Origin of the sequence: Rhodococcus sp. IEGM 1370, from assembly GCF_033142325.1 — a bacterium.
Lineage (GTDB): Bacteria > Actinomycetota > Actinomycetes > Mycobacteriales > Mycobacteriaceae > Rhodococcoides.
This window is the reverse complement of sequence record NZ_JAWLRY010000008.1, coordinates 85,538-106,216: the sequence shown is the minus strand read 5'-3', so window position 1 is coordinate 106,216 and position 20,679 is coordinate 85,538. Positions and strand designations below refer to the sequence as shown.

The following is a 20,679-nucleotide window of genomic DNA, read 5'->3' as shown; positions in this document are numbered from 1 at the left end:
GTCTGCCCGACGTCGCGGGGCACTAGCGCACCGAGACTGCCTCACGGGTGCGAAACCTGATGCCCACCGTGGCAATTGCGACCACCACTGCAGCGAGAACGGCTGTCCAGCCGACGGTCGTATCGACGACCTCACCGGAGAAGCGGCCCTGCGCCAACCATCCCAGACCCCAGACGATCGCCAGCATCGGTGCGACCGCACCGCCGGAGTACCGGGCCAGAAACACCCCGACACCAGCTGCTACCACCAGCACGATGACCGCCCACACCGTTGCGCCACTGGTGAATTCGAGACTCACCAGCCATGCGGAGATGTTGGCGATCGTCGCCACACACACCCACCCGAGGTAGATGCCCATTGTTCCGTCGGTGACCACCGCGTCGGCGATGCCCTCCGGCCGATGCTGCTGCATCAGCACGAACACGCGGGCGAGCACCGCCAGCAACGCGACGATGACGATCACGCTCAACCACACCTGCCCGGCTTGAATCGCGAGAATCCACGCCGGATTGAGCAACATCGACGCAACGATCGGTGCGCGCAACGCGTCGTGACGTGCGCTGCGGCCGGGTAGGAACTGCCAGACGGCATAGGCGATCAGCCCCGTGTAGATCACCGACCAGATCGAGAACGCAGGGCCGGCGGGTGCCACCAGCGTCGACGTGGCACTGAGCGCGCCACCTGCCGCCTCGGCAATGGGCGTTCCGATCCACGCACCCGACCCGAGAAACGACACCACCACTGCCACGAGCGCACTGACGACGACCACGATTTTCATAGCAGCACTGATCCCCCGAATGCGGTGGTCGCAAACACCGCCGCCGAGTTGCCGGGCGACGACCACGGTCTGGTAGACACGCGGGAGTGAATGCCATCAGCCGACCCAGCCGCACTCGACGCGTCGGGGCCGCACTCGCGGCGTCCACCTGCGCGGTGACCGCGCTCGTCGGGTGCAGCTCCACACCTGAATCCGAGCCCGCGACCACGCCCGCCGAGACGACGACCGCACCGGCCCCGCAGTACGACCTCACGGGAGTGCCGGGCACCGTTCTCGATTCCGAGGACTTCGGCGATCGATCGACGGAGCTCTCCGCCACCGGTGCCACGCTGTACCGATTCGTCTACGAGTCCACCTCGGGTGTCGACAATTCCCCCACGGCGGTCTCCGGAGTGGCAGCCGTTCCGGCAGGCACCCCGCCCGAGGGCGGTTGGCCGATCGTCGTCTACGGGCACGGCACCACCGGAGTGCAGGCCGACTGCGGACCCACCCTGTATCCCGACCTGCTCGGCTACCAGTTCGCTGTGCAGGACTTCACCGAACTCGGATACGTCACCGTGCTGCCCGATTACCAGGGCCTGGGCACCGGCGGCGGCACCCACCCGTACCTGGAACCGCGCACCTCGGGACACAACATGATCGACGCGGCCCGCGCAGCCCACACCGCACTGCCCGATACGTCCGCCCGCTGGGCCGCTGTCGGATTGTCGCAGGGCGGCCAAGCATCCTGGGCTGCAAACGAACTCGCCGCCACCTACGGTCAGGGCCTCGACCTGGTGGGATCGGTGTCGCTGTCACCGCCGACCGACCTGAAGCCGCTGGTGCAGGCCGGAATGGACGGAACCCTCACCACACCGCAGAAAGAACTGATGCCGTCCGTGCTCTACGGCGCACAACAGGTCGACCCCGACATCGACCCGAAGAACTACAGCGGCAGCGTCGCGGAAGAGAACAACGAGCTCCTGCTCACCTGCTCGGGCGGAGACGTCGAAGGCAAGCAGCGAGCCGTCGAGGCGATGGCACCGGACGAATTCGCTGCCGACTCAGCACAATCCGGGCAACAGCTGCTCGACGTGATCGATCGCTACACACTCCCTCAGGTGCGAACCGAGGTGCCGATGTTCGTGGCCTACGGCGCGAAGGACGACATCGTGCTGCCGCAGTGGACCGCCGAGGGAGTCCGAAAGGCCTGTGCCCTAGGCGATCCGATCGTCGCGCAGGAACAGCCCGAGCAGGGTCACGACGTCAGCGACGAAGCAGCCATGCAATTCCTCGCTGCCGTGTTCGCAGGCCAATCGGTGCCCAGCACATGCTGACGACCGGCTCCGCGATGGAGAGAATCACCGAATACACGCGCGACGGTTTCGTGTTCGACGTCCTCGACCAGGGACCGCTCGACGGCCCGATCGTATTGCTGCTGCACGGATTTCCCGAACGAGCATCGTCATGGTCTGCGGTGATGGCGATACTCAACGATGCCGGAATGCGCACGATCGCCCCGGATCAGCGCGGCTACTCGCCGCGCGCTCGGCCGAACGGTCGGCGCGCGTATCGGGTCGGAGCACTGGTGGACGATGTGGTCGCCTTGATCGACCTCATCGGCAGGCCGGTTCACCTGGTCGGACACGATTGGGGAGCGAACATTGCCTGGGTCACCGCAGGCCGACACCCTCGGCTCGTTGCGTCACTGACGGCGTTCTCGGTTCCGCACCCGGGTGCCTTCATGACTGCCCTGCTCACCTCGAAGCAGTTCCGACTCTCCTGGTACTTCGCGTTCTTCCAACTGCCGATCCTGCCCGAGCGATGGATGACGAGACCGGGCCAGAGGGCCGAGAAGTGGTACGAGAAGAGCGGAATGAGCGAGTCCGATCTCGCCAGAACTGCGGAGGAGGTCGTCGACTACGGGGCCATGCACCACGCGATCACCTGGTACCGCGGACTGCCGTTCTCGAACCCGGGCATCGGCCGTCTGCGCATCACCGTGCCGACATCGATGGTGTGGAGTGACGGAGACACGTTCATCGGACAATCCGCCGTCGAGGGTTCCCAACGCTACGTCGACGCGCACTACACGTTTACGGCGTTACCTGAAGTGTCGCACTGGATTCCGACCCAAGCACCGGATGCTGCCGCCGCCGCGATCCTGACCAACGCCGAACTCGCAGTTACGCAGGGTTTCGGGTCCGATCCGTCTGCATAACTGCGAGCTCGTCGGCGCAGGATCAGCTCGTCTGGGTCTCGATGGTTCGTTGTATGTTGTCGTGGGCGATCTCGATCTTGCGTGGCTTGGCACGGGCCGCGAGGGGAATCGTCACCGTCAGCACGCCGTTGTCGTAGGACGCCGAGATCTTCTCCGCGTCGACACCGTCACCGAGCGAGAGTTGGCGGCGATAGGTTCCCGCGAATCGCTCCGACGAAAGCCACTGCACGCCATCACTGGTGGGCGCGGTGCGATGCGCGGTCAACGTGAGAGTGCCGCGGTCGACGTCGACATCGATCGAGCCCGGATCGACACCGGGCAGATCCGCGTTGAGAACGTAGTGGTCGTCGAGTTTGTAGAGGTCCATCGGCATGAACCTGGGTGCACGGTCCGAACCACTGGTCGCGCCGAGCATCCCGGCAGCAATCGAATCGAGGTCACGGAACGGATCGAAGCGAAGCACAGCAACCACCTCCTGTACGACGATGCGTCCGCCCCAGCGGCGGGCCGCCTCTCACTGTGCGAGACCCAAATTAGCACTCTCCACCGGAGAGTGCCAAGGGGGAATTGCTGCGCAGTGGTGCGATTGGGTGCCGCCCATGGCACTCGACCACACCACTGCCGCAGGCACTTACAGACGTTCGACAGGCCGCCCGCCTCGCACATCACCTGCGGACCGAAACGCTGCTCACGCTCGGCGAGGGCGTGAACCATCGTCGTCATGATATTGAACGGGCCGGATCGTGATCGCCTGGCGTTGTGCGAAGCCCCGCGATGCGGTCAACTGTTTCTGCAGGATCGACCCAATCAGCAATGGTGTTGCGGCGCATGCGGCAATCGGGCGCGCGCGGCACGGCACCACGCCGTCAAGAAGGGCAGATCATGAACATTCCGGTACATCAAGTGGTCCTCGACTGCACCGACACCCGCGAGTCCGCCGAGTTCTACCGGCAACTACTGGGATTCGAGTACGTCCCCGGCGACGCCGAGCCGATCGATCCGGACTGGCTCGCGATCACCGCACCCGACGGTTCGTGGCGAATCGCGTTTCAGCAGGTCGACGCACTACCGGCCGCAACGTGGCCGGACGGCGAACACCCCCAGATGTTGCACCTGGACTTCCGTGTCGACACCGTCGAGCAACTCGACGAAGAGCATTCGCGCGCAATCGAACTGGGTGCGCAACTATTACGAGATCTGCGAGACGATCCGGAAGAGCCGATCCGAATCTATGCCGACCCGGCCGGCCATCCATTCTGCATCTTCGTGGGGGCATGAACTTGCCGATACGCGAACAGGGAGTTCAGCCGACACATTTACGCCCCTAGCAGCAATCCACACCCCCCGCAGGGGGCGTAGATTCCGAACCGGGGCGTAGATTGCGACGCCACCCACACATCCACGCCCCCACCGACACATCAGCTCCCCACATTCGGATACCCGACGCCGATCGGAGTCACATATCCCAAACTGGGGAGCCGATACGCGGACAACGGATATCGAGTGGTGTGGTTGAGCGCCACCCGGGGCACTCAACCACACCACTGCCGCAGGCACTCAGCCCAATTGCACTGTTGCCGTAGCGCGGTGACCGAAGATTCGCTTGCCCTCGAATGTCGCGCCCAGTGAGATCACTGCAGTACGCGTCGCTTCGTCCTTGGACTTGATCTTGCCGGTGAAGACGATTTCGGCGGCCTTGTGGGTGTCCACCGGGATAGGGGTGGTGAAGCGGACGGTGTAGTCCTTCACAGCACCCGGGTCGCCGAGCCACTCGGTGACGTAGCCGCCGCCGACGCCCATCGTGAGCATTCCGTGGGCCAGCACGTTCTCGAGATCGATCAGCTTGGCGAACTCCTCACTCCAGTGAATCGGGTTCGCATCGCCGGCAACGCCCGCGTAGTTGACCAGGTCACCGCGGGTCAGGCGCACCGTGCGCGACGGCAGTTCGTCTCCGACGTTCACGTCGTCGAACTTCTGCGTCGGCCGACCCCGGTACTCCTCTACGATCAGTGGCTCGTGTTCCTGCGGAGTGGACAGCGTGTCGTGCCCTTCGGACTCGGACACGGCAGTCTCCGTCGTCGCACCGAACATCACCAGGTTCTTCGCGGACTCGGAGATGGCCGGATCGATCTCGCCGGACCGACCGACGAGGAGCGTGGTGTACGTGGTCTGCACCAGTTCGTTCTTCTGGTTGGACACGACGTTCTTGGTGACCATCATGTCGCGACCCATGACCGTCTTGAACGAGTCGAGCGAGACATCGCATGTCAGCTGGTCGCCGGCAAGGATCGGCTTCTGGAACACCAGCACCTGATCGGTCTGCAGAATCTGGCTCAGGTCGTAGCCCTCGGCGATGGACTGGAGAAGCTTCTTCTGCGCGAGGGTGCCGACCAGCGACATGAACGTCAGGGGTGCGACGAGGGCACTGTGACCCAGCTCGGCCGCGGCGTCGCCGTCCCAGTGGGCGGGGTGGAAATCCTGGACGGCGCGGGCATATTCACGAACCTTCTCGCGGCCCACCTCGTAGTAGTCCTCGGTGCGGTAGTGGTACCCGACCATGCTCCGAGCATGTTCCGCCGGATCGAATGCTTCCCCGTCGATTGCTGCCGTACCGGACTCCGCTACCTGCTCTGCCACTGTTGTCCCACCGTCTCGTACCCCACTGTTCACCATTACCCGAGCAACTTACCCAACAACGGCGTTCGTTGGCCAGGCCGGAGGGTTCAAGCCGAGCGGTGTCGCGGTGAGTCGTGGTAGCCCACCATGCCCACCATCGAGGCGTGTTGCGACGGCGCAACGTTGGCGATCGTGGCACCACGCGGGCGATGTCGGCGCGACGCGACCGCGTCGACGGCCATCAGAGCCGCACCGTGCGCGGTGAGAGACTCCGGATTGGCAGGTGCGACGACCGGCAGCATCAGATCACGACGAAACAGGCGCCGCAGCGTCGGGATGTTGGCGCAGCCGCCGACCATCACCAGGGCGTGCACGGCACAGGGTGCGTCGACGATGACACTGGCCACCCAGTCCTCCAACGAGCGAATGCTGCGCTCGAGGACATCGTCGAAGGTGTTGCGCCACAGCCTGACCGGACCACCGATGAAGGGTCCGGCGACTTCCGCCACCCGCAATCGAGACAGCTGCTCGCGTGCCGTGCGGACCGACACCGTCAGTTGTGCTCGGGCGTGATCGGACGCCAACTCGTCCGCTCCGTACGTCGAGAGCAAGTAGCGTGCGACCTGCTCGTCGCAGCTGTTGCCTCCGAACAGCGTGGTGCGCACCGAACTGAAGACCGTACCGGTGACCGGGTCCGCGACGGACACCGTGGTACCGGATGCCCCGACGTCACAGACCGCGACGGTACGAGCGCCCTCGAGCTGGCCCGTGCCCCGCAGATACCGCAGCTGAGCTCCGAGTTCGGAGGCGACCAGCAGGCGATCGGCCTCGTACGTGGAGTAGGCGGACGTACGCGCGCGAGCACTTGGATCGTCGGGTACGGCCAACACGATGTCGGTTCTGTCGACCATCTGGTCGCGTGACATGGAGTCCAGCAAATCGATGGCGACCTGAAGGTGGTCGTCAGGATCGAACGAGTGAACGATGTGGGCCGACCGCACCGACTCGTCGATCGCATCGACTGCGACCCCTCGGGCAGTGGCGGAACCCACCGAAACACCAAGGACTGTTCTCATGATTCCTCGACTCGACTGGCTACTCCGACCTGCCGATAGTAGCCGTCGAACCGCCGCCTGGACAGCAATCTCCGTATTTGAATGAACTTTTGGTTTGCTTTGGGAGATATAACAAGCAGCAGGACGCGTGCAGTCGGGTCTCAGGCGACGTGATCGTAAGGATCTCGACGGTCCGCCAGCAGCGGACCCCATTCCTCCTGCGCCGACGTCATCGCCGCACAGGCGACACCGTTGGCCGAATCCATCCCACGCGCAGCCGCCACGATGGAGCGGGCAGACTGCACGAGCGAGACGTCGAAACGGAAGCTGTGCGCCGCCAGCTCGGCGAACGCATCCTCCGGACTACAGCCACGCAGCGCGATGAGAACACCCACCGCCCTGTCGATGGTCGTGCGGGTCACCGGTTCTGCTGCGGGATGGTCGGTCATCGGATACTCACCGTCTACTGGTCGATCACTCGATGGTAGCGACGCGTGAGCAGAAGTTCAGGTGTCGGAGTCGAATTCACATACCCGTCACGCGAAGGACTTGTCCAAGTATCAAAGCCGCTCGCTCACAATGGAATCAACGAATCGGAGACTATTCGACCGGATCCGCCGGCGGTTCTGCATCGGCGGTGGGCTCGGTGGGCTCCGGAACCTCGGTGGTCGGCTCGGACGGGTCCGTGGACGGCACCTCGGGTTCGGGTTCCGGCTCGGGCGCAGGATCGACGGTCGGCGTTTCCTCTCCGCCCGAGTCACCACCACCCGAGTCGCCACCACCGGAATCACCACCACCGGAATCACCACCACCCGAGTTGCCGCCGCCCGCATCGCCGTCCGAGTCGCCACTGCCTGCGTTTCCGCCTCCGCCGGTGACCACGCCGGGTCTGCCGCCACCCGAACCGACGGCACCGGAGTTGCCACCACCCGAAGACACCTCGCCGAACGTGGTGGGGACCGGACCCACCGGGACTGTTTCACTCCAGGTACCGACCGGCATCGGCCCGTACACGGGGGCCTCCGACAACCCGGCCTCGACGGGCGGAACGGCCGACGGGCCAGGAGGTGGGACCGCCGAATCGGCGACCACCGCCACCGACGACGACGCGGCTTCGCCGTCTCCGCCCGACTGCATCTCCGCGACGTCCGCGGTGTCGACCACGGGATTCTGTGTCGGACCGGCCGCCGACAGTGCCCACACCGTGGCTCCACTCAGTGCGGCCAGAACCGCGACGCCCAAACCGATCATCGTCAGTCGTGCGCTGCGTGGCGTACCGGCCACATCGCTCTCGGAACCACTCCAGTCCTCGTCGACGGCCTCCGCAGGGACGGCCACCGGCTCGCCCGTCCACGCGATGGCAGCAGCCGCGGTGCCGATCAGTGCCGCCGCGATGTCCAGCGAATAGTCGGCATCCAGCCGTGGATCTCCGGCATCCACCACCCCGACGTCGCTGACATGATGGGCGGCCAGAGCGGCGCGAACGATCCCGCAGAGCGCGATGCTGTCGCAGACCACTCCAGAACCGCTGATCAGCAAGTCGTTCTGGGCAGCTTGAACCCTCATGATTCCGAGCATGGTGGTGACGGCGTCACCGACACCGCCGGGGACCGCGGAAACGGACACGGTGCGAGAGGAAATGGGCCCGAGTTCGGGCAGATCGGCCTCGACCAGCGAGGCAGACACTTCTTCGACACCGACGTGCACCCCGAGCGCAATGGCCATGATGGTCGACTCCCCCGATTCGATTCCGACTCAGAGTACCCTTCGACCCTCGAATCGGGGAAATACACCGGTTTCTGCGATCAGAACTCCAACCTGCTCGCCTCGTCCCGCGCCATCTCGGCGGCACGGCGCTCGCGCTCGAAGAGCAGGCCGAAGGTGAAGCCGTTCTCCCCCGCCGTCGTTCCTGCCCGCGCGCCGAGAGTCCGCAGAATTTCGGCCGCGATCACCGCGTCCTGATGCTCTCCCAGCACCTCTTGAATCGTCTTGAAGTGCTTGATGTTCGCTTTCGACACCTTCTTGTCCACCACCGGCGCGACCAACTCGGCCGCGTACCGCGCGCGCTTCGACGCCTTCCGTGCGCGATGCAATGCCTCGTCGTCGGTACCGCGCACGGCACTCTTCGTGCGATCGATCGCCTTCTTGCCGGCCTTGCGCGCAAGCTTTACCAACACTCGGTCGGTGACCTCACCGTCGATCGGTAGCCCGCGCGACCACTCCGACAGCGTCGTGAGCAGCGCGCGGTATCGCTCTCCGTCGAGTTCGGTCATCGCAGCCTCGCGGTACCGAATCTGCTCGGCCAGCAGATCGTTCTCGATGCGCGACGCCACCGGCCCGAGCACCAGCTCGGGCGGCAGTTCACGCAACGCCGCAGCGAACCGAGCACGCTGCACCTGACGATCGCGGACCTCGCCGAGAACGCTTGCATACCAGGACAGTTCGGCCTCGAGCTGTGCGGCGGGCTCGTCCTCGAACAGACTCCCGAACACACGGAGGGTACTGCGGTATCGCCGAATCGCCACCCGCGTGGAATGGATCGGATCCAGCCCTCGACGCAGGTAGACATCGCCGGCGACGATCGCCTGTGCCTGATCGTCGAGGTAGTCCGCCAGCAGCGCAGCCCCGGGTTCGGCGGGCACCTGGCGCACCACCGACAGTGCCCGATCCAACTTCGACGGATGCGCCGACGGCCGAGCTCCGGCAGCGCGCAGTACCTTGCCCGCCTTCTTCAGAAACGACTCCGAACCTGCGGGTCCGAGTTCCACCTCGACCTCTCGCCACTGCGGACCGGTCGCCCCGCCGATCAGAACGACAGAGACCTCGTCGTCGGCAACTTCCGCGACCACGGCCCCATCGGCGTCGGACACGGTGTGAATGGTTCGACGCGTCGTCAGAGTCGCGACCGCGGACAACTCCGCGCCCATCACCGCACCGCGCAGCACGTCGTTCAGCTCGTCCGGCACCGCATTGTGCGCACCGTTGCCGAGGGGGAGCCGAATCTCGGTCCGCGCCTTCTCCGCCGGGACCTTCGCATGCCAGCCGTTGTCGGAATCACCGGTACGACGCCGCAGCGTGATTCCGCGTCGCAACAGGTCGTGGCCGGCAGTGTCGAAGTACTCACTGCTCAGGTCGGTCTCGCTCGACACCAGTGCGCCGCCGGTCGGCACCAGTGAAGCGAGAGTGGGCAACTGAAAATCTGCGTCGACGTCGAACTTGTCTTCGCGCTCGGTCTGAATCGACTCCATACTGCTCATCCTGCCTCGAGTACCGGGGCCGGCGGCGTCGGAAAGCGCAGACCGGTCAGCGACGCGGAAAGTCGAAGTCCGGGAACGGAAAATCGAACGTCCGAGTCGACCGCGTGGTGGTGGTCGGACGCGGCGTCGTCGTGGCCCGGGTCGTCGTGGCGGGGCGCGTTGTGGTCGGACGAGTCGTGGTTGCAGGTGGGACCGTCGTCGGCACCGCGGTCGACCGATCGCGGGTGGGCCTGTCGGGTGCCGTCGTCTCCTCTGTGTCCGACGGTGCACTGGTGGTGGCCACGGTGCGCCGAGCGGCGGTGGTGCTCTCCGCGTCCGTCGTGGTCGGCGCTTCGGACGAGGACGACGTTGCCGGCGCGTCGACCGGAGACGAGGTCTGCGTCGTCGTGGTCTCGAGCGGCAACGACGACTCGGTGGGGTCGGCGGGTGACCCGTCTGCGGCAGGCACCACGGACTGCGACCGAGCGGTCTGCGAGGAGTCCTGCGAAGTGTTCACCGACGGTGCCGGATCGTCGCCGCTCGTCCGTGCCGCCGCAGTGACCACGGTGCCGGCTGCACACACCGCGACGAGTGCCGCGAGCGCGCCGCCGAGGTGGCGAGACTTGTTGGCCCTGGTCATCCGCTTGGAGGAGGTGTCGCTGTGCCGCGGCCGCTTGGAGACCACCGGGGCAACCGCGGCCACCTCGAGGTCTGCGGAATCCCGATCCGCAGCAGTGAACCGATCGGTGAGCACCTCGGGCGGTGCCGGTGCGGGCCGCAGACCCACCGTCCGAGCGATCCCAGCAGCGCCGTGCGCAGCCAGCAGTTCCGGCTTCTCGGGCACGTAGACCGGCATCGACACCGCGTCGAACAGGACCTGCCGAATTATCTGCATGTTGGCACCACCGCCGACGGCGACGATGGCGTCGACGTGAACGCCCTGCGCGCCGACCGCGTCGAGCACGTCGACGGCCATCGAGACGGCTCGGTGCACGGAATCGCCGATGAGCTCGTCGAGATTGCCGCGCCACAGCGATGCACGGCCGCCGACGAACGGTCCGATGATCGACACACTGCGAAGCAGAGCCAGTTCGTGTTTCCCGTCGCGGACGTCGTGGACGAGCCGCCTGCGAGCCTCGACCGTCAGCGCCTCGGCCGCACCGAACGTCGCGATCAGGTGATCGCACAGCACCCGATCGCAGTCGTCACCACTGAGGGCATCCGTTCGACGCGACGCGAGGACATCACCGCTGTCGATGTCCACCACGGAGATCGACGTACCGGATGCGCCGACGTCGAACAGAGCGACGCAGCGCTCGCCGGCCAGCACACGCGTCTCACGCAGTGCACCCAACTGCGCACCGAGCTCGGACACGAGCACAACGCCGTCGGAGAAGTCCTGGTCGTAGGCCGTCCTGGGGTCGCTTTCGCGCAGTGCGAGCACCGGATAGAAGTCCGCGGACGCATATTCGGTCGCCAGATTGTGTACCGAGGTGATGACGGCATCCCACGGATCGGGAGCGAGGCCGTTGGGTGCGGGCCGGGATGCGACGGGCTCGTGCACTTCCAGGACAGCACCGGGGCGAGCGTTGTCACTGATCACGCTGCGCAGACCACTCGACCCCAATGAAGCGCCGAGTACGGACACATCGGGAACCGCGGACACTAGAAACCTCGCTCTGGTAGGCCCCAACCCACGTCAGGTCACCAGAGTACCGCTACAACCGGACATTCACCACGTTTTGCGGCGATGAAACAAACTGCGAGATCGTTTAGTCCACGCTCGACCGAACGAAGTTCAGGTAGGCCTTCGACGGCGTCGGCCCGCGCTGGCCCTGATACTTCGACCCCACCGCGGCACTGCCGTACGGATTCTCGGACGGCGACGACAGCCGGAAGAGACACAGCTGCCCGATCTTCATGCCCGGCCACAAGGTGATCGGGAGGTTGGCGACGTTGGACAACTCGAGCGTGATGTGGCCACTGAAGCCCGGATCGATGAAGCCTGCGGTCGAGTGCGTGAGAAGACCCAGCCGCCCGAGCGAGCTCTTCCCCTCGAGCCGACCGGCCAGGTAATCCGGCAGCGTCGTCAATTCAAGCGTGGAGCCGAGAACGAACTCACCGGGATGGAGGACGAACGGCTCACCGGCCGCAGGTTCGACCAGCGTCGTCAACTCGTCCTGCTGCAGCGACGGATCGATGTGGGTGTAGCGGGTGTTGTTGAACACCCGGAAGAGCTTGTCGAGCCGCACATCGACACTCGACGGCTGAACCATCGACGGGTCGAACGGTTCGATCGCCAGGTTTCCCAGGGTCACTTCGGCACGGATGTCACGGTCGGAGAGCAGCACCTCTGCAGGCTACTGGTCCTGGGCGGTCCCCCGCGACACACCCGAGTCCCGATCACGACATATAGCTCCGCAAAGGAAAAGCCGGACAATCGAGCGGCACAACCATTCACATTCGGGCAACTCCTATCAGGAAGAGTGAAATGACAATTCCGTTCGACGTCCCCACGTACTGGGATGACAGATCCCAATGCCTCGTTCTGGCTACCACTCCTGCCGAGAATCCGGCCTTGTGGGAACAATTCTTGGACGGCGCAGAGGAAAGCTACACGCGACACGGTGTGACCACCGCACTCGAAATGTCGACCATTCGTGACGGCAGCACTACTGCACTGTTCTTCGCCGCACTCGACCGAACCGGACAAATAGTCGGCGGGGTACGGGTGCAAGGACCGTATTCCTCGGTCGATCAATCGCACGCACTGATCGAATTCGCCGAATATCCCGACGGGCTACGCCACGTGCACACCATGCTCGACGAACACATCGGCCACGGAGTCGTCGAACTCAAGTCCGCGTGGGTCGCTCAGGACGCACCCCACGGCCGCGCCGTCACCGCGATGATCGCGGAGTCCCCCGCATACAGCACGGCTCTTCTCGGCGCGCGCTACGCCCTGGCCACCGCGGCCTCCCACGTCCGCGCCGCATGGCTCGACACCGGAGCGGTGATCGCCACCCAGATCGCGCCGATCCCCTACCCCGACGAACGCTACCGAACCGAGGTCTTCTGGTGGGACAGAACAACACTCGCTTTCAACGCAGATCTGGCCACCTGGCGCCGGATGCGGCACAACACGGTTACCCTTCTCGCACACCGCCGCGCAGCCGTAGAACTCCCGGAAGCAGTCGCATCATGAACGATCGAAACACACCCGGCCACCACTGGAAGCCTGTGATATTCGACGAGACGGACGCCACACAGCGTGACGCACTCGACGAACTCAGACGCGATCCGACCCTCACATTTCTGGACGAGCGGAAGACACAGAGAAAGGGCCTGCACTCACTGCTTCCCAGCCCTGAGCAGAGCCTTCTCGACGAAAACGACAGGTGGGTATTCTTTCCCTGGCGAAAAACTGTCGTTGCCGTACTCGGACCCAACTCGTTTCGACACCTGAGGCTGGACAGAAACAGGAACAAGATAACCCTCGCGGAGCAGAATTCCTTGGGAGATCTCACGATAGGAATCATCGGACTCAGCGTCGGGCACGCCATTGCTCACACCCTCGCACTCGAAGGAATCTGCGGGACGCTTCGCCTCGCAGATTTCGACGAGATCGAACTTTCCAACCTCAATAGAATTCCGGCGTCCATCCTCGATCTCGGCATCAACAAAGCGGTCGTCGCTGCCCGACGCATTGCCGAAATCGACCCGTATCTACGCGTCGAAATCGCCGAGGACGGCATCACCGAGAACACCATCGACGAGTTCTTCGACGGACTCGACCTGCTCGTCGAGGAATGCGACTCCCTCGACGTCAAGGTTCGCGCCCGCGAGGCAGCCCGCTCGCGCGGGATCCCGGTACTGATGGAGACCTCCGACCGGGGACTGCTCGACGTCGAGCGCTTCGACCTCGAACCCGACCGTCCGGTGTTCCACGGCGTCCTCGGCGAGATCGACTCGACGAGCCTGCAGGGGCTGGGCACGCGCGACAAGATCCCCATCGTGCTCGATCAGCTCGACGCCTCACTGCTCTCGGCCCGGATGGCCGCCTCGATGGTGGAAGTGAGCGAAACGATCGAGACCTGGCCACAATTGGGCGGCGACGTTCAACTCGGCGGTGCAACCATCGCAGCAGCCGTTCGACGCTTCGGCACCGGAGCGCACCTGCCGTCCGGACGAATCCGCGTCGATCTCGAGACCCATCTCGACGCGCTCGCGACCCCGAACCCGACGCCGAGGGCGCAGCAGTCTTCGGTCGACACCGCCGTCGACGCTCACCACGCAGCCGTCGATCCCGACGCGCTCGTTCTCGACGCTGCGCGCCGGGCACCGTCCGGTGGAAACAGTCAGCCGTGGACGTTCACCCGTGAAGGACGCACCGTGCGGATCGGGGTGGATCGTTCCCGCACGTCGACCCTCGACGTCGCCTTCCGGGGCAGCTACGTGGCAGTGGGTGCGGCCGCCTTCAACGCGCGCGTGGTGGCCACCGCGCAGGGCAGGCTCGACCGCAGCGAGGTCACCGACCACGGAGTCGAGATCACCCTGAGTGCGGGCGACCCACAACCCGTCACGGATCGACGCCTGCTCGACGGCGTTCTCGAGCGGTGCACCAATCGAGAAATGGGCACCGGCGCACCCCTGGATGCCGGCATCGCCGCCGACATCGCCGCTGCGGCAGAAGCAGAGGGTGGCCGGGTAGTGCTGCTGACGGCACCCGAGTCCATCGCGGCGGCCGCGGATATCCTCGCCGCCGCCGATCGAATCCGGTATCTCACACCGCACCTGCATCGAGACATGTTCTCCGAGTTGCGCTGGCCGGGAGATCTCGATCCCGACCGGGGAATCGAGGTGTCGACTCTGGGGATCGACGACGCGGACCTGTCCAAGCTCGAGATCGTCAAGCGGCCGGACGTCATGGAGCTCGTGCATGCGTGGGACGCCGGTGCAGCGCTCGGGATCGACATGCGCGACCGTGTGCTGTCGAGTTCGGCACTCGCAGTGGTCGTCGTGCCCGGATCGACCGCAGCAGATTACATCATCGGGGGATGTGCAACGGAGAACGTTTGGGTAACTGCGCATTTGCGCGGATTGGCAGTGCAGCCGGTTTCCCCCGCGTTCCTCTATGCGCGCACCGCGGAGGAATATCGACAACTGGCACCGCACCACGCAGAAACGCTGCAGCAGTTGAGTTTCGAGCTCCGCGCTCTGCTTGAAATCGAAAACACAGAGTCCGTCGCGCTGGTGTTGCGGCTCGGTAGCGCCCCGAAAACTCCGATACATAGTCGCAGACTTCCTGTTTCAGCGTCTGTATCGGGGTAGAGTTCCGGCGGAGACCAGGGGGAACAGTCCTGCACTGCGTCTACGAGAGGCGGGAGTGGGGCCCTGGAGCACAACCAGACGCTCGAGGTCCTCGTCACCGGCGTCGCAACCGAACTCATGGGAGTCGATGCGGCGACGGTGCGCGAGGCCTACGACTCCGTGCTGCGGCAACTCGTGGACTACCTGGGCATCGACTTCAGCTTCCTCCGGCACAACGATTTCGAGGCCAGGGCCACCAGACTCAGCGCAGAATGGCCACCGCGACTGAGCGTGCCCGATCCCGACCCACTGGCAGTGGTCTACTTCGACGAAGCAGACTCGGTGTTCCGCCTGGCCGAAACACTGACCGAACCGGCAGTGTTTCGGCCGGACCCGGAGCAGGAGGACTACCGCCGACGCGTCGAGGACGCGTCGGGATTCTCTGCGACCTCGATGGCCGTCGTCCCGCTGCTGCACTCGGAGCGCACCACCGGCATCCTCGGCTTCATCAAGATCGGCGACCGAACGTGGTCCGAGGCAGAACTCAACGCGCTCAAAGCGATTGCGGCACTGCTCTCCCAACTTCAGGCGCGAGTGAGCGCCGAGGAGCAACTCCGGTTCTCGGCGCTGCACGACCACCTGACCAAACTGCCCAACCGCACAGCGCTCACACAACACCTCCGCGAACGACTCGACCCGGCCATGCCCGGTCCCGTCGCCGTGATGCACATCGACCTCGATCGACTCAAAGCCTTGAACGACTTTCTGGGACACCTCGCCGGAGACCACTACCTCCAGACCATCGCCGACCGACTGCAGAGCTTCGTCGGCAAGTCGGCCGGTCTCGTGGCACGCCTGGGCGGCGACGAATTCCTGGTGGTACTGGCCGGGCCGTGCTCGGCCCGGGTCGCAGCACACCACGCCGAGATGATCGCCGACGCCATGTACGCCCCCGTCACCCTCGGAGTCGAACGCATCAGCAGAAGCGCGAGCATCGGAATCGCCTTCGGCCAGCCGGGCAAGCACACCGCGGAGTCGCTTCTGCGGCAGGCAGATCAAGCCGCCCTGGTAGCCAAACGCGGAGGCGGGCACGACATCGCCCTGTTCACCGAGGAGATGCACGCCGAAGCCGAACTCCGCAACGACGTCGAGATCCATCTGCGCGACGCCATCGCAGGCGACTCCCTCACCCTGCACTTCCAGCCCGAGGTGGACCTCGTCACCGGACGCATCACCGCAGTCGAAGCACTGGTCCGTTGGCAACACCCCACCCGAGGCCTACTACCCCCGTCCGCGTTCATCCCGGTGGCCGAGGACACGAACCTCGCCGGAGAACTCGGCCGCTGGGTGCTCGACCACGCCTGCCGCACCCTCGCCGACTGGCAACGCGAGATCCCCCACCTCGACATCGCCATGCGCGTCAACATATCTCCCGTCCAACTGGTCACCAACGGATTCGTCGGTGCCGTCGCCAGAGCACTCACGGAGTTCTCGATAGCCGGGCCCGACCTCTGCCTCGAGATCACCGAAGTGGCAGTGGTACAGGACCTTTCCCGCACCCGCGTGACACTGCGCGAACTCCGCGAACTCGGCGTGCAAGTGGCCATAGACGACTTCGGCACCGGATACAGCTCGCTGTCGCACCTCAAGGAACTCCCCGTCGATGCACTCAAGATCGACCGCGCCTTCGTCACCGACCTCGGAGCCAGAAACACCGGCGACCTCGCCATCGTCCAATCCATCATCGGACTCGCCGACGCATTCGGACTCGACATCATCGCCGAAGGCGTCGAAACACAGACCGCCAGAAACACCCTGATCGAACTGGGCTGCACTCGCGCACAGGGATACCTGTTCTCCAAGCCGGTACCAGCACACGATGCCCTCACCCTGCTGCACGGCGTGCGAATCGACATCTGAACGCCCTGGTAACCTCGAACCGCACCACACGCCGGTGTAGTTCATTGGTAGAACGCGACCTTCCCAAGGTTGAGAGGCGGGTTCGATTCCCGTCACCGGCTCCACGCTGGCTCCCCCTCGAGTCGCTTCCGCCTCGCCCACACCGCTGATTTCGCTAACCCTCCCTAGTCACTGCGGTCACTCCTGAAACAAACCGACCACCGCAGACCATTGGTCGATACCCTTGCTACCGACCAGTAACATAGGCTAATTCATTCATTGTATTCGCAAGAATTCCTGCATTTCAAAAGAAACTTCTGTCGCCTAGTTTGCCGTGCTAGAAATCAAATGTCGACATTTGTTCACCGACATATGACCCTGACAGGAATCCCCCTCATGCGATCACTATTCACAATTGTCGCGGTCGCCCTGACGACGATGGCCGTGGCCGTCTCGTCGGCGACCGCAGCCCCGTCACTCGCCGCGCCCCCGAGAACCCAGGGCGGAGCAGGAACCGTGCTGTGGGAAGACCAATTCAACGGGCACGGCGGACCCGACCCCTCCAAATGGGGGTTTCAGACCGGCCGCTGGGGCGCGAGTTCCGGTGAGCAGCAGTACTATACGGACTCCTGGAACAACGCCAACCAGTTCAACGGCTCACTGAACATCACCGCGCGTCGAGAGACACCACCGGACCGCAAGCGGGCACCGTACAACTTCACCAGCGCCCGCGTGGTCAGCATGGGCAAGCAATCGGTGACGCCGCCGGTGCGCATCGAAGCATCGATCAAGATGCCGAGCGCCCAGGGCCTGCTGCCCGCATTCTGGACCCTCGGTCTACAACCCGGTGGCGAATATTCATGGCCCAGCCAAGGGGAAGTGGACATCGTCGAAATTCCCGGACTGTACGGACCGTCATTCAATTTGCACGGTCCCTCGAAGTGGAACTCCAATCAAGATGTGAAGACCGGCGGCAGTATGAATCCGGTCGGCAACGGATTCCACACGTACCGCATCGACTGGCTACCGAACAGCATCACCTGGTTCGTCGACGGGGTCGCTCGATACTCCTTCACTCAGGCCCAGTACGAGGCGAAGGGTGGCAACTGGAAGGCGTTCTCGGGCGCATGGCCGCACTACATCCTGTTCAACGTCGCCGTGGGCAACAACTGGACCGGCAAGACGCTGAACAGCACGCCGTACCCGCAGACGATGAGTGTCGACTGGCTGCGTGTGAGTCGCCTCTGACCTGCAGAGCAATCCTTCTCTCCGCACGGGGCCCAGCCACCACGGCTGGGTCCCGTGCGGTGTACGCGCCAGGCACGGTTTCGCGCGAAGAACAATTCTTGTGACTTTTCTCAGTCCACACCCCCACTCATAGGGACATTCCACAGTTCGAGGAATACCGTCTATTCATGCGCGGGCCACGGCGAAGTCTGATCACCCTCGTACTCGTCGCTGCCGCTGCGCTGCTGGCACCCTCCGCGCACGCGGGGCCGCTGATGCCCATCGCCGCTGCCCCCGAGCAGCCCGATCACGCCGATGCCATCCGCTACGCCGCATCCAATCGCGACGCCGCACCTCCCGGAGCCAACGATATGGGCTGCAAGCCCACTGCGGCGCACCCGAATCCAGTCGTCCTGGTACACGGCACCGACGCCACTGCGTACTCCGACTGGGCCGGCTTCGCCCCCATCCTGAAAGCAGCCGGATTCTGCGTCTTCGCCATCAACTACGGCACCTCGCCGGACGGCAAATCCAACGGGTACGGCGTCATCGAAGACAGTGCAGCGCAACTGAAGTCGATGACACTGTCGATACTTCAGGCAACCGGTGCCGGAGCAGTCGACGTGGTCGGCTACTCGCAGGGTGCCGCGGTCGCTCGATACTTCGTCAACAGGCTCGGCGGTGCCTACGTGGTCGACAGATGGGTGGGCATCGCATCACCGACCTACGGCGGCACCATGTACGGAGTAGCGCCCGTCGTACAGGCAGTGCCGGGTGCAACCGGGGTCGTAGCGGGCGAATTCGGCCCAGGGCTCGCCCAACTGATGGCCGGATCCGATTTTCTCGAACGCCTCAATGCAGGCGGCGACACCGTGCCCGGAGTGGAGTACACCTCCATCGCGACGAGGGTCGACGAAGTGATCCAGCCGTACACCAATGCGCTGCTGCGGGATCCGGGAGCGCACAACATCGTGGTGCAGGACGTGTGCCCCGATACCGAGGTAGCGCACTTCACGTTCACCTACGACCCCACCGCGCTGCGGCTGGCGCTCAACGCACTCGACCCGGCGAACGCGCGTCCCCCGACCTGCGTACCGGTGCCGCTGGGAGCCGGAATTCTCGACGTCGTCCTCGCCAGCCACTGACCCTCACGTCAGCAGCTGATACGCCCTGAGCCCGACGTAGAGTTCCGCGGCTTGAATCGGATCACGGAAGTCGCGTCCGGTGAGCTCGGCGATGCGACGCAGCCGATACAACACCGTATTGCGATGGTAGTGCAGCGATTCGGCGGCGTCGCGGGTGGAACCGCCGCACGAGAACCAGGCGTCGAGAGTGTCCAGCAGGCTCTGCCGTTCGGCTCGCGGCAGCGCCAGCAGATCACCGAGTATCTGACGCGAGGCGATGCGGCCCGACGAGGGATCGCGGACCAGCAGCAGCGGTACCGGCACGGAGTCGTAGCGCACCGGCGCGGACGGTGAGGCCGCGTTCGGGGTGCACGACCTCGCCAACCGGGCCTGACCGACGGCATCACCGATACCCGACGGAGACCGGAAGACCGAACTCACCCCCACCCGTCCCGGACACAGCTCGCTCAGCGTGATCAACGCGCAATCGATCTCCGATTCCGTTGCAGCACAGATCAGCCCGACGCTGCCGTCCACCTCGGCGTCCCACACCGATTCGGCACCCGCGGTACGGAGGCGGGAGATCAACCCGTCGATTCCCATCGCTGCGGTCAACGGCTCCTGCGAGACCACCGCGAAGTAGCCGTGGTCGGGAATGCGAAACGTGCGCAATGCGTCCGCTGCCGCAGTCGGATTCGCGCCGTGATCGGCGAAGAGCACACGGATGAGGCGTCCACGGGCTTCGGCGCTCTCCCGCGCACGCATGTCGGCACTCTCTCGATAGGCCTCCGCTGCCTCGTCGGAGTACACGTCGACCAGAGCCCAGACCTGGGCGGCCATGTCCAGCAGCGCATGACTCGCCCGGCCGTCCGAACGTTCCATCAATTCGTCCCAGACCAACCTGCCGCCCAGCCGAAAAGCGTGAAGCAGGGCAGCCAGCGGTACCCCCTGCTCCGCCTTGAGTCGGCCCGCGTCCCGAGCCGACTCGAGTCGCATGGGAGCACGACCGGACAGCTTGCCCAGCATCGACGCCAGATTGCTCCGCGACGCCTCGTAGAGCTGCTCGGTGGTGAGCAGCGTCGATTCCAGGTAGGCGTGCTCGGCCCCCAGGATCCGTCGCACGAGTTCCGTAGCCAGATCGTCGACGCCGTCGAGCATCGTCGCGGCCAGATCGGTCGGTGACGGATGCACGTCGAATTCGGTGGCGGTCATGACCGAACTCTAACCTCACCCG

The 20,679-nt window shown here is 64.8% G+C and carries 19 protein-coding genes and 1 tRNA gene; 10 read left to right on the top strand and 10 right to left on the bottom strand.

What is annotated here, in order from left to right; all coding sequences use genetic code 11:
• Positions 1–22: 22 nt before the first annotated feature.
• Entirely contained in the window at positions 23–778 is a 756-nt protein-coding gene (locus tag R4P47_RS13155; RefSeq protein WP_314145128.1) for a TspO/MBR family protein, read from the bottom strand.
• Between the two features lie 86 nt (positions 779–864).
• Between R4P47_RS13155 and R4P47_RS13150 the strand changes: the two genes are divergently transcribed.
• Positions 865–2,094: a lipase family protein gene (locus tag R4P47_RS13150; protein WP_317784955.1), complete on the top strand. Its 1,230-nt coding sequence runs from the start codon at positions 865–867 to the stop codon at positions 2,092–2,094.
• Positions 2,088–2,978 carry an alpha/beta fold hydrolase gene (locus R4P47_RS13145; RefSeq protein ID WP_317784954.1) on the top strand — a complete coding sequence of 297 codons (891 nt, stop codon included), beginning with the start codon at positions 2,088–2,090 and terminating at the stop codon, positions 2,976–2,978. The genes R4P47_RS13150 and R4P47_RS13145 overlap by 7 nt, the downstream gene beginning before the upstream one ends.
• 22 nt (positions 2,979–3,000) lie before the next feature.
• Here the strand turns inward: R4P47_RS13145 and R4P47_RS13140 are convergent, their stop codons facing one another.
• Positions 3,001–3,441, bottom strand: a complete 441-nt coding sequence (locus R4P47_RS13140; RefSeq protein WP_317784953.1) for an Hsp20/alpha crystallin family protein — start codon at positions 3,439–3,441, stop codon at positions 3,001–3,003.
• A 258-nt stretch (positions 3,442–3,699) separates the two neighbouring features.
• Here R4P47_RS13140 and R4P47_RS25110 point away from each other — a divergent pair, with 258 nt between their 5' ends.
• The gene (locus R4P47_RS25110) at positions 3,700–3,864 is read left to right on the top strand and encodes a CGNR zinc finger domain-containing protein (protein ID WP_411567335.1); all 165 of its coding nucleotides are present in this window, start codon (positions 3,700–3,702) and stop codon (positions 3,862–3,864) included.
• On the top strand, positions 3,861–4,256 hold the full coding sequence (locus R4P47_RS13135; RefSeq protein ID WP_317784952.1) for a VOC family protein: 396 nt from the start codon (positions 3,861–3,863) through the stop codon (positions 4,254–4,256). Before R4P47_RS25110 ends, R4P47_RS13135 begins: the two co-directional genes overlap by 4 nt.
• Before the next feature lie 279 nt (positions 4,257–4,535).
• On the opposite strand, the gene R4P47_RS13130 is transcribed toward R4P47_RS13135, so the two are convergent.
• From R4P47_RS13130 to dcd, 7 genes are all read right to left on the bottom strand, one after another.
• Positions 4,536–5,651: a fused (3R)-hydroxyacyl-ACP dehydratase subunits HadA/HadB gene (locus R4P47_RS13130; protein ID WP_411567334.1), complete on the bottom strand. Its 1,116-nt coding sequence runs from the start codon at positions 5,649–5,651 to the stop codon at positions 4,536–4,538.
• Positions 5,652–5,701: 50 nt separating this feature from the next.
• Positions 5,702–6,670, bottom strand: coding sequence for an Hsp70 family protein (locus R4P47_RS13125; RefSeq protein ID WP_317784951.1), 969 nt, complete (start codon positions 6,668–6,670; stop codon positions 5,702–5,704).
• A 140-nt stretch (positions 6,671–6,810) separates the two neighbouring features.
• Complete coding sequence (locus R4P47_RS13120) at positions 6,811–7,098, bottom strand: ANTAR domain-containing protein (RefSeq protein WP_128645712.1); 288 nt, start codon at positions 7,096–7,098, stop codon at positions 6,811–6,813.
• 151 nt (positions 7,099–7,249) lie between these two features.
• Entirely contained in the window at positions 7,250–8,374 is a 1,125-nt protein-coding gene (locus R4P47_RS13115; RefSeq protein ID WP_317784950.1) for a hypothetical protein, read from the bottom strand.
• An 80-nt stretch (positions 8,375–8,454) separates the two neighbouring features.
• Positions 8,455–9,897 carry a CYTH and CHAD domain-containing protein gene (locus R4P47_RS13110; RefSeq protein ID WP_317784949.1) on the bottom strand — a complete coding sequence of 481 codons (1,443 nt, stop codon included), beginning with the start codon at positions 9,895–9,897 and terminating at the stop codon, positions 8,455–8,457.
• Positions 9,898–9,952: 55 nt separating this feature from the next.
• Positions 9,953–11,488, bottom strand: coding sequence for an Hsp70 family protein (locus R4P47_RS13105; protein WP_317549534.1), 1,536 nt, complete (start codon positions 11,486–11,488; stop codon positions 9,953–9,955).
• A 169-nt stretch (positions 11,489–11,657) separates the two neighbouring features.
• Positions 11,658–12,236: a dCTP deaminase gene (gene dcd, locus R4P47_RS13100; RefSeq protein ID WP_243595178.1), complete on the bottom strand. Its 579-nt coding sequence runs from the start codon at positions 12,234–12,236 to the stop codon at positions 11,658–11,660.
• A gap of 140 nt (positions 12,237–12,376) precedes the next feature.
• On the opposite strand from dcd, the gene R4P47_RS13095 reads away from it, so the two are divergent.
• The 6 genes from R4P47_RS13095 (at position 12,377) to R4P47_RS13070 (ending at position 19,466) form a co-directional block, all read left to right on the top strand.
• Positions 12,377–13,090: a hypothetical protein gene (locus R4P47_RS13095; RefSeq protein ID WP_317784948.1), complete on the top strand. Its 714-nt coding sequence runs from the start codon at positions 12,377–12,379 to the stop codon at positions 13,088–13,090.
• Positions 13,087–15,216 (top strand): Rv1355c family protein, encoded by a 2,130-nt coding sequence (locus R4P47_RS13090; RefSeq protein WP_317784947.1) that lies wholly within the window; start codon positions 13,087–13,089, stop codon positions 15,214–15,216. Before R4P47_RS13095 ends, R4P47_RS13090 begins: the two co-directional genes overlap by 4 nt.
• Before the next feature lie 117 nt (positions 15,217–15,333).
• Positions 15,334–17,115, top strand: a complete 1,782-nt coding sequence (locus tag R4P47_RS13085; protein WP_068049233.1) for a putative bifunctional diguanylate cyclase/phosphodiesterase — start codon at positions 15,334–15,336, stop codon at positions 17,113–17,115.
• 30 nt (positions 17,116–17,145) lie between these two features.
• A tRNA-Gly gene (locus R4P47_RS13080) sits at positions 17,146–17,219 on the top strand.
• Positions 17,220–17,490: 271 nt separating this feature from the next.
• Entirely contained in the window at positions 17,491–18,342 is an 852-nt protein-coding gene (locus R4P47_RS13075) for a glycoside hydrolase family 16 protein (RefSeq protein ID WP_317533563.1), read from the top strand.
• 167 nt (positions 18,343–18,509) lie between these two features.
• Positions 18,510–19,466 carry an esterase/lipase family protein gene (locus R4P47_RS13070; RefSeq protein WP_068049230.1) on the top strand — a complete coding sequence of 319 codons (957 nt, stop codon included), beginning with the start codon at positions 18,510–18,512 and terminating at the stop codon, positions 19,464–19,466.
• Positions 19,467–19,469: 3 nt separating this feature from the next.
• On the opposite strand, the gene R4P47_RS13065 is transcribed toward R4P47_RS13070, so the two are convergent.
• Entirely contained in the window at positions 19,470–20,657 is a 1,188-nt protein-coding gene (locus R4P47_RS13065; RefSeq protein WP_094640608.1) for a PucR family transcriptional regulator, read from the bottom strand.
• Between the last annotated feature and the right edge of the window lie 22 nt (positions 20,658–20,679).

Excerpts from the sequence above, each read along its gene's own strand:
- R4P47_RS13155 (WP_314145128.1), bottom strand. The coding sequence starts at position 778 with ATGAAAATCGTGGTCGTCGTCAGTGCGCTCGTGGCAGTGGTGGTGTCG.
- R4P47_RS13145 (WP_317784954.1), top strand. The coding sequence starts at position 2,088 with ATGCTGACGACCGGCTCCGCGATGGAGAGAATCACCGAATACACGCGC.
- R4P47_RS25110 (WP_411567335.1), top strand. The coding sequence starts at position 3,700 with ATGATATTGAACGGGCCGGATCGTGATCGCCTGGCGTTGTGCGAAGCC.
- R4P47_RS13135 (WP_317784952.1), top strand. The coding sequence starts at position 3,861 with ATGAACATTCCGGTACATCAAGTGGTCCTCGACTGCACCGACACCCGC.
- R4P47_RS13130 (WP_411567334.1), bottom strand. The coding sequence starts at position 5,651 with ATGGTGAACAGTGGGGTACGAGACGGTGGGACAACAGTGGCAGAGCAG.
- R4P47_RS13125 (WP_317784951.1), bottom strand. The coding sequence starts at position 6,670 with ATGAGAACAGTCCTTGGTGTTTCGGTGGGTTCCGCCACTGCCCGAGGG.
- R4P47_RS13120 (WP_128645712.1), bottom strand. The coding sequence starts at position 7,098 with ATGACCGACCATCCCGCAGCAGAACCGGTGACCCGCACGACCATCGAC.
- R4P47_RS13115 (WP_317784950.1), bottom strand. The coding sequence starts at position 8,374 with ATGGCCATTGCGCTCGGGGTGCACGTCGGTGTCGAAGAAGTGTCTGCC.
- R4P47_RS13110 (WP_317784949.1), bottom strand. The coding sequence starts at position 9,897 with ATGGAGTCGATTCAGACCGAGCGCGAAGACAAGTTCGACGTCGACGCA.
- R4P47_RS13095 (WP_317784948.1), top strand. The coding sequence starts at position 12,377 with ATGACAATTCCGTTCGACGTCCCCACGTACTGGGATGACAGATCCCAA.
- R4P47_RS13090 (WP_317784947.1), top strand. The coding sequence starts at position 13,087 with ATGAACGATCGAAACACACCCGGCCACCACTGGAAGCCTGTGATATTC.
- R4P47_RS13085 (WP_068049233.1), top strand. The coding sequence starts at position 15,334 with ATGGGAGTCGATGCGGCGACGGTGCGCGAGGCCTACGACTCCGTGCTG.
- R4P47_RS13075 (WP_317533563.1), top strand. The coding sequence starts at position 17,491 with ATGCGATCACTATTCACAATTGTCGCGGTCGCCCTGACGACGATGGCC.
- R4P47_RS13070 (WP_068049230.1), top strand. The coding sequence starts at position 18,510 with ATGCGCGGGCCACGGCGAAGTCTGATCACCCTCGTACTCGTCGCTGCC.
- R4P47_RS13065 (WP_094640608.1), bottom strand. The coding sequence starts at position 20,657 with ATGACCGCCACCGAATTCGACGTGCATCCGTCACCGACCGATCTGGCC.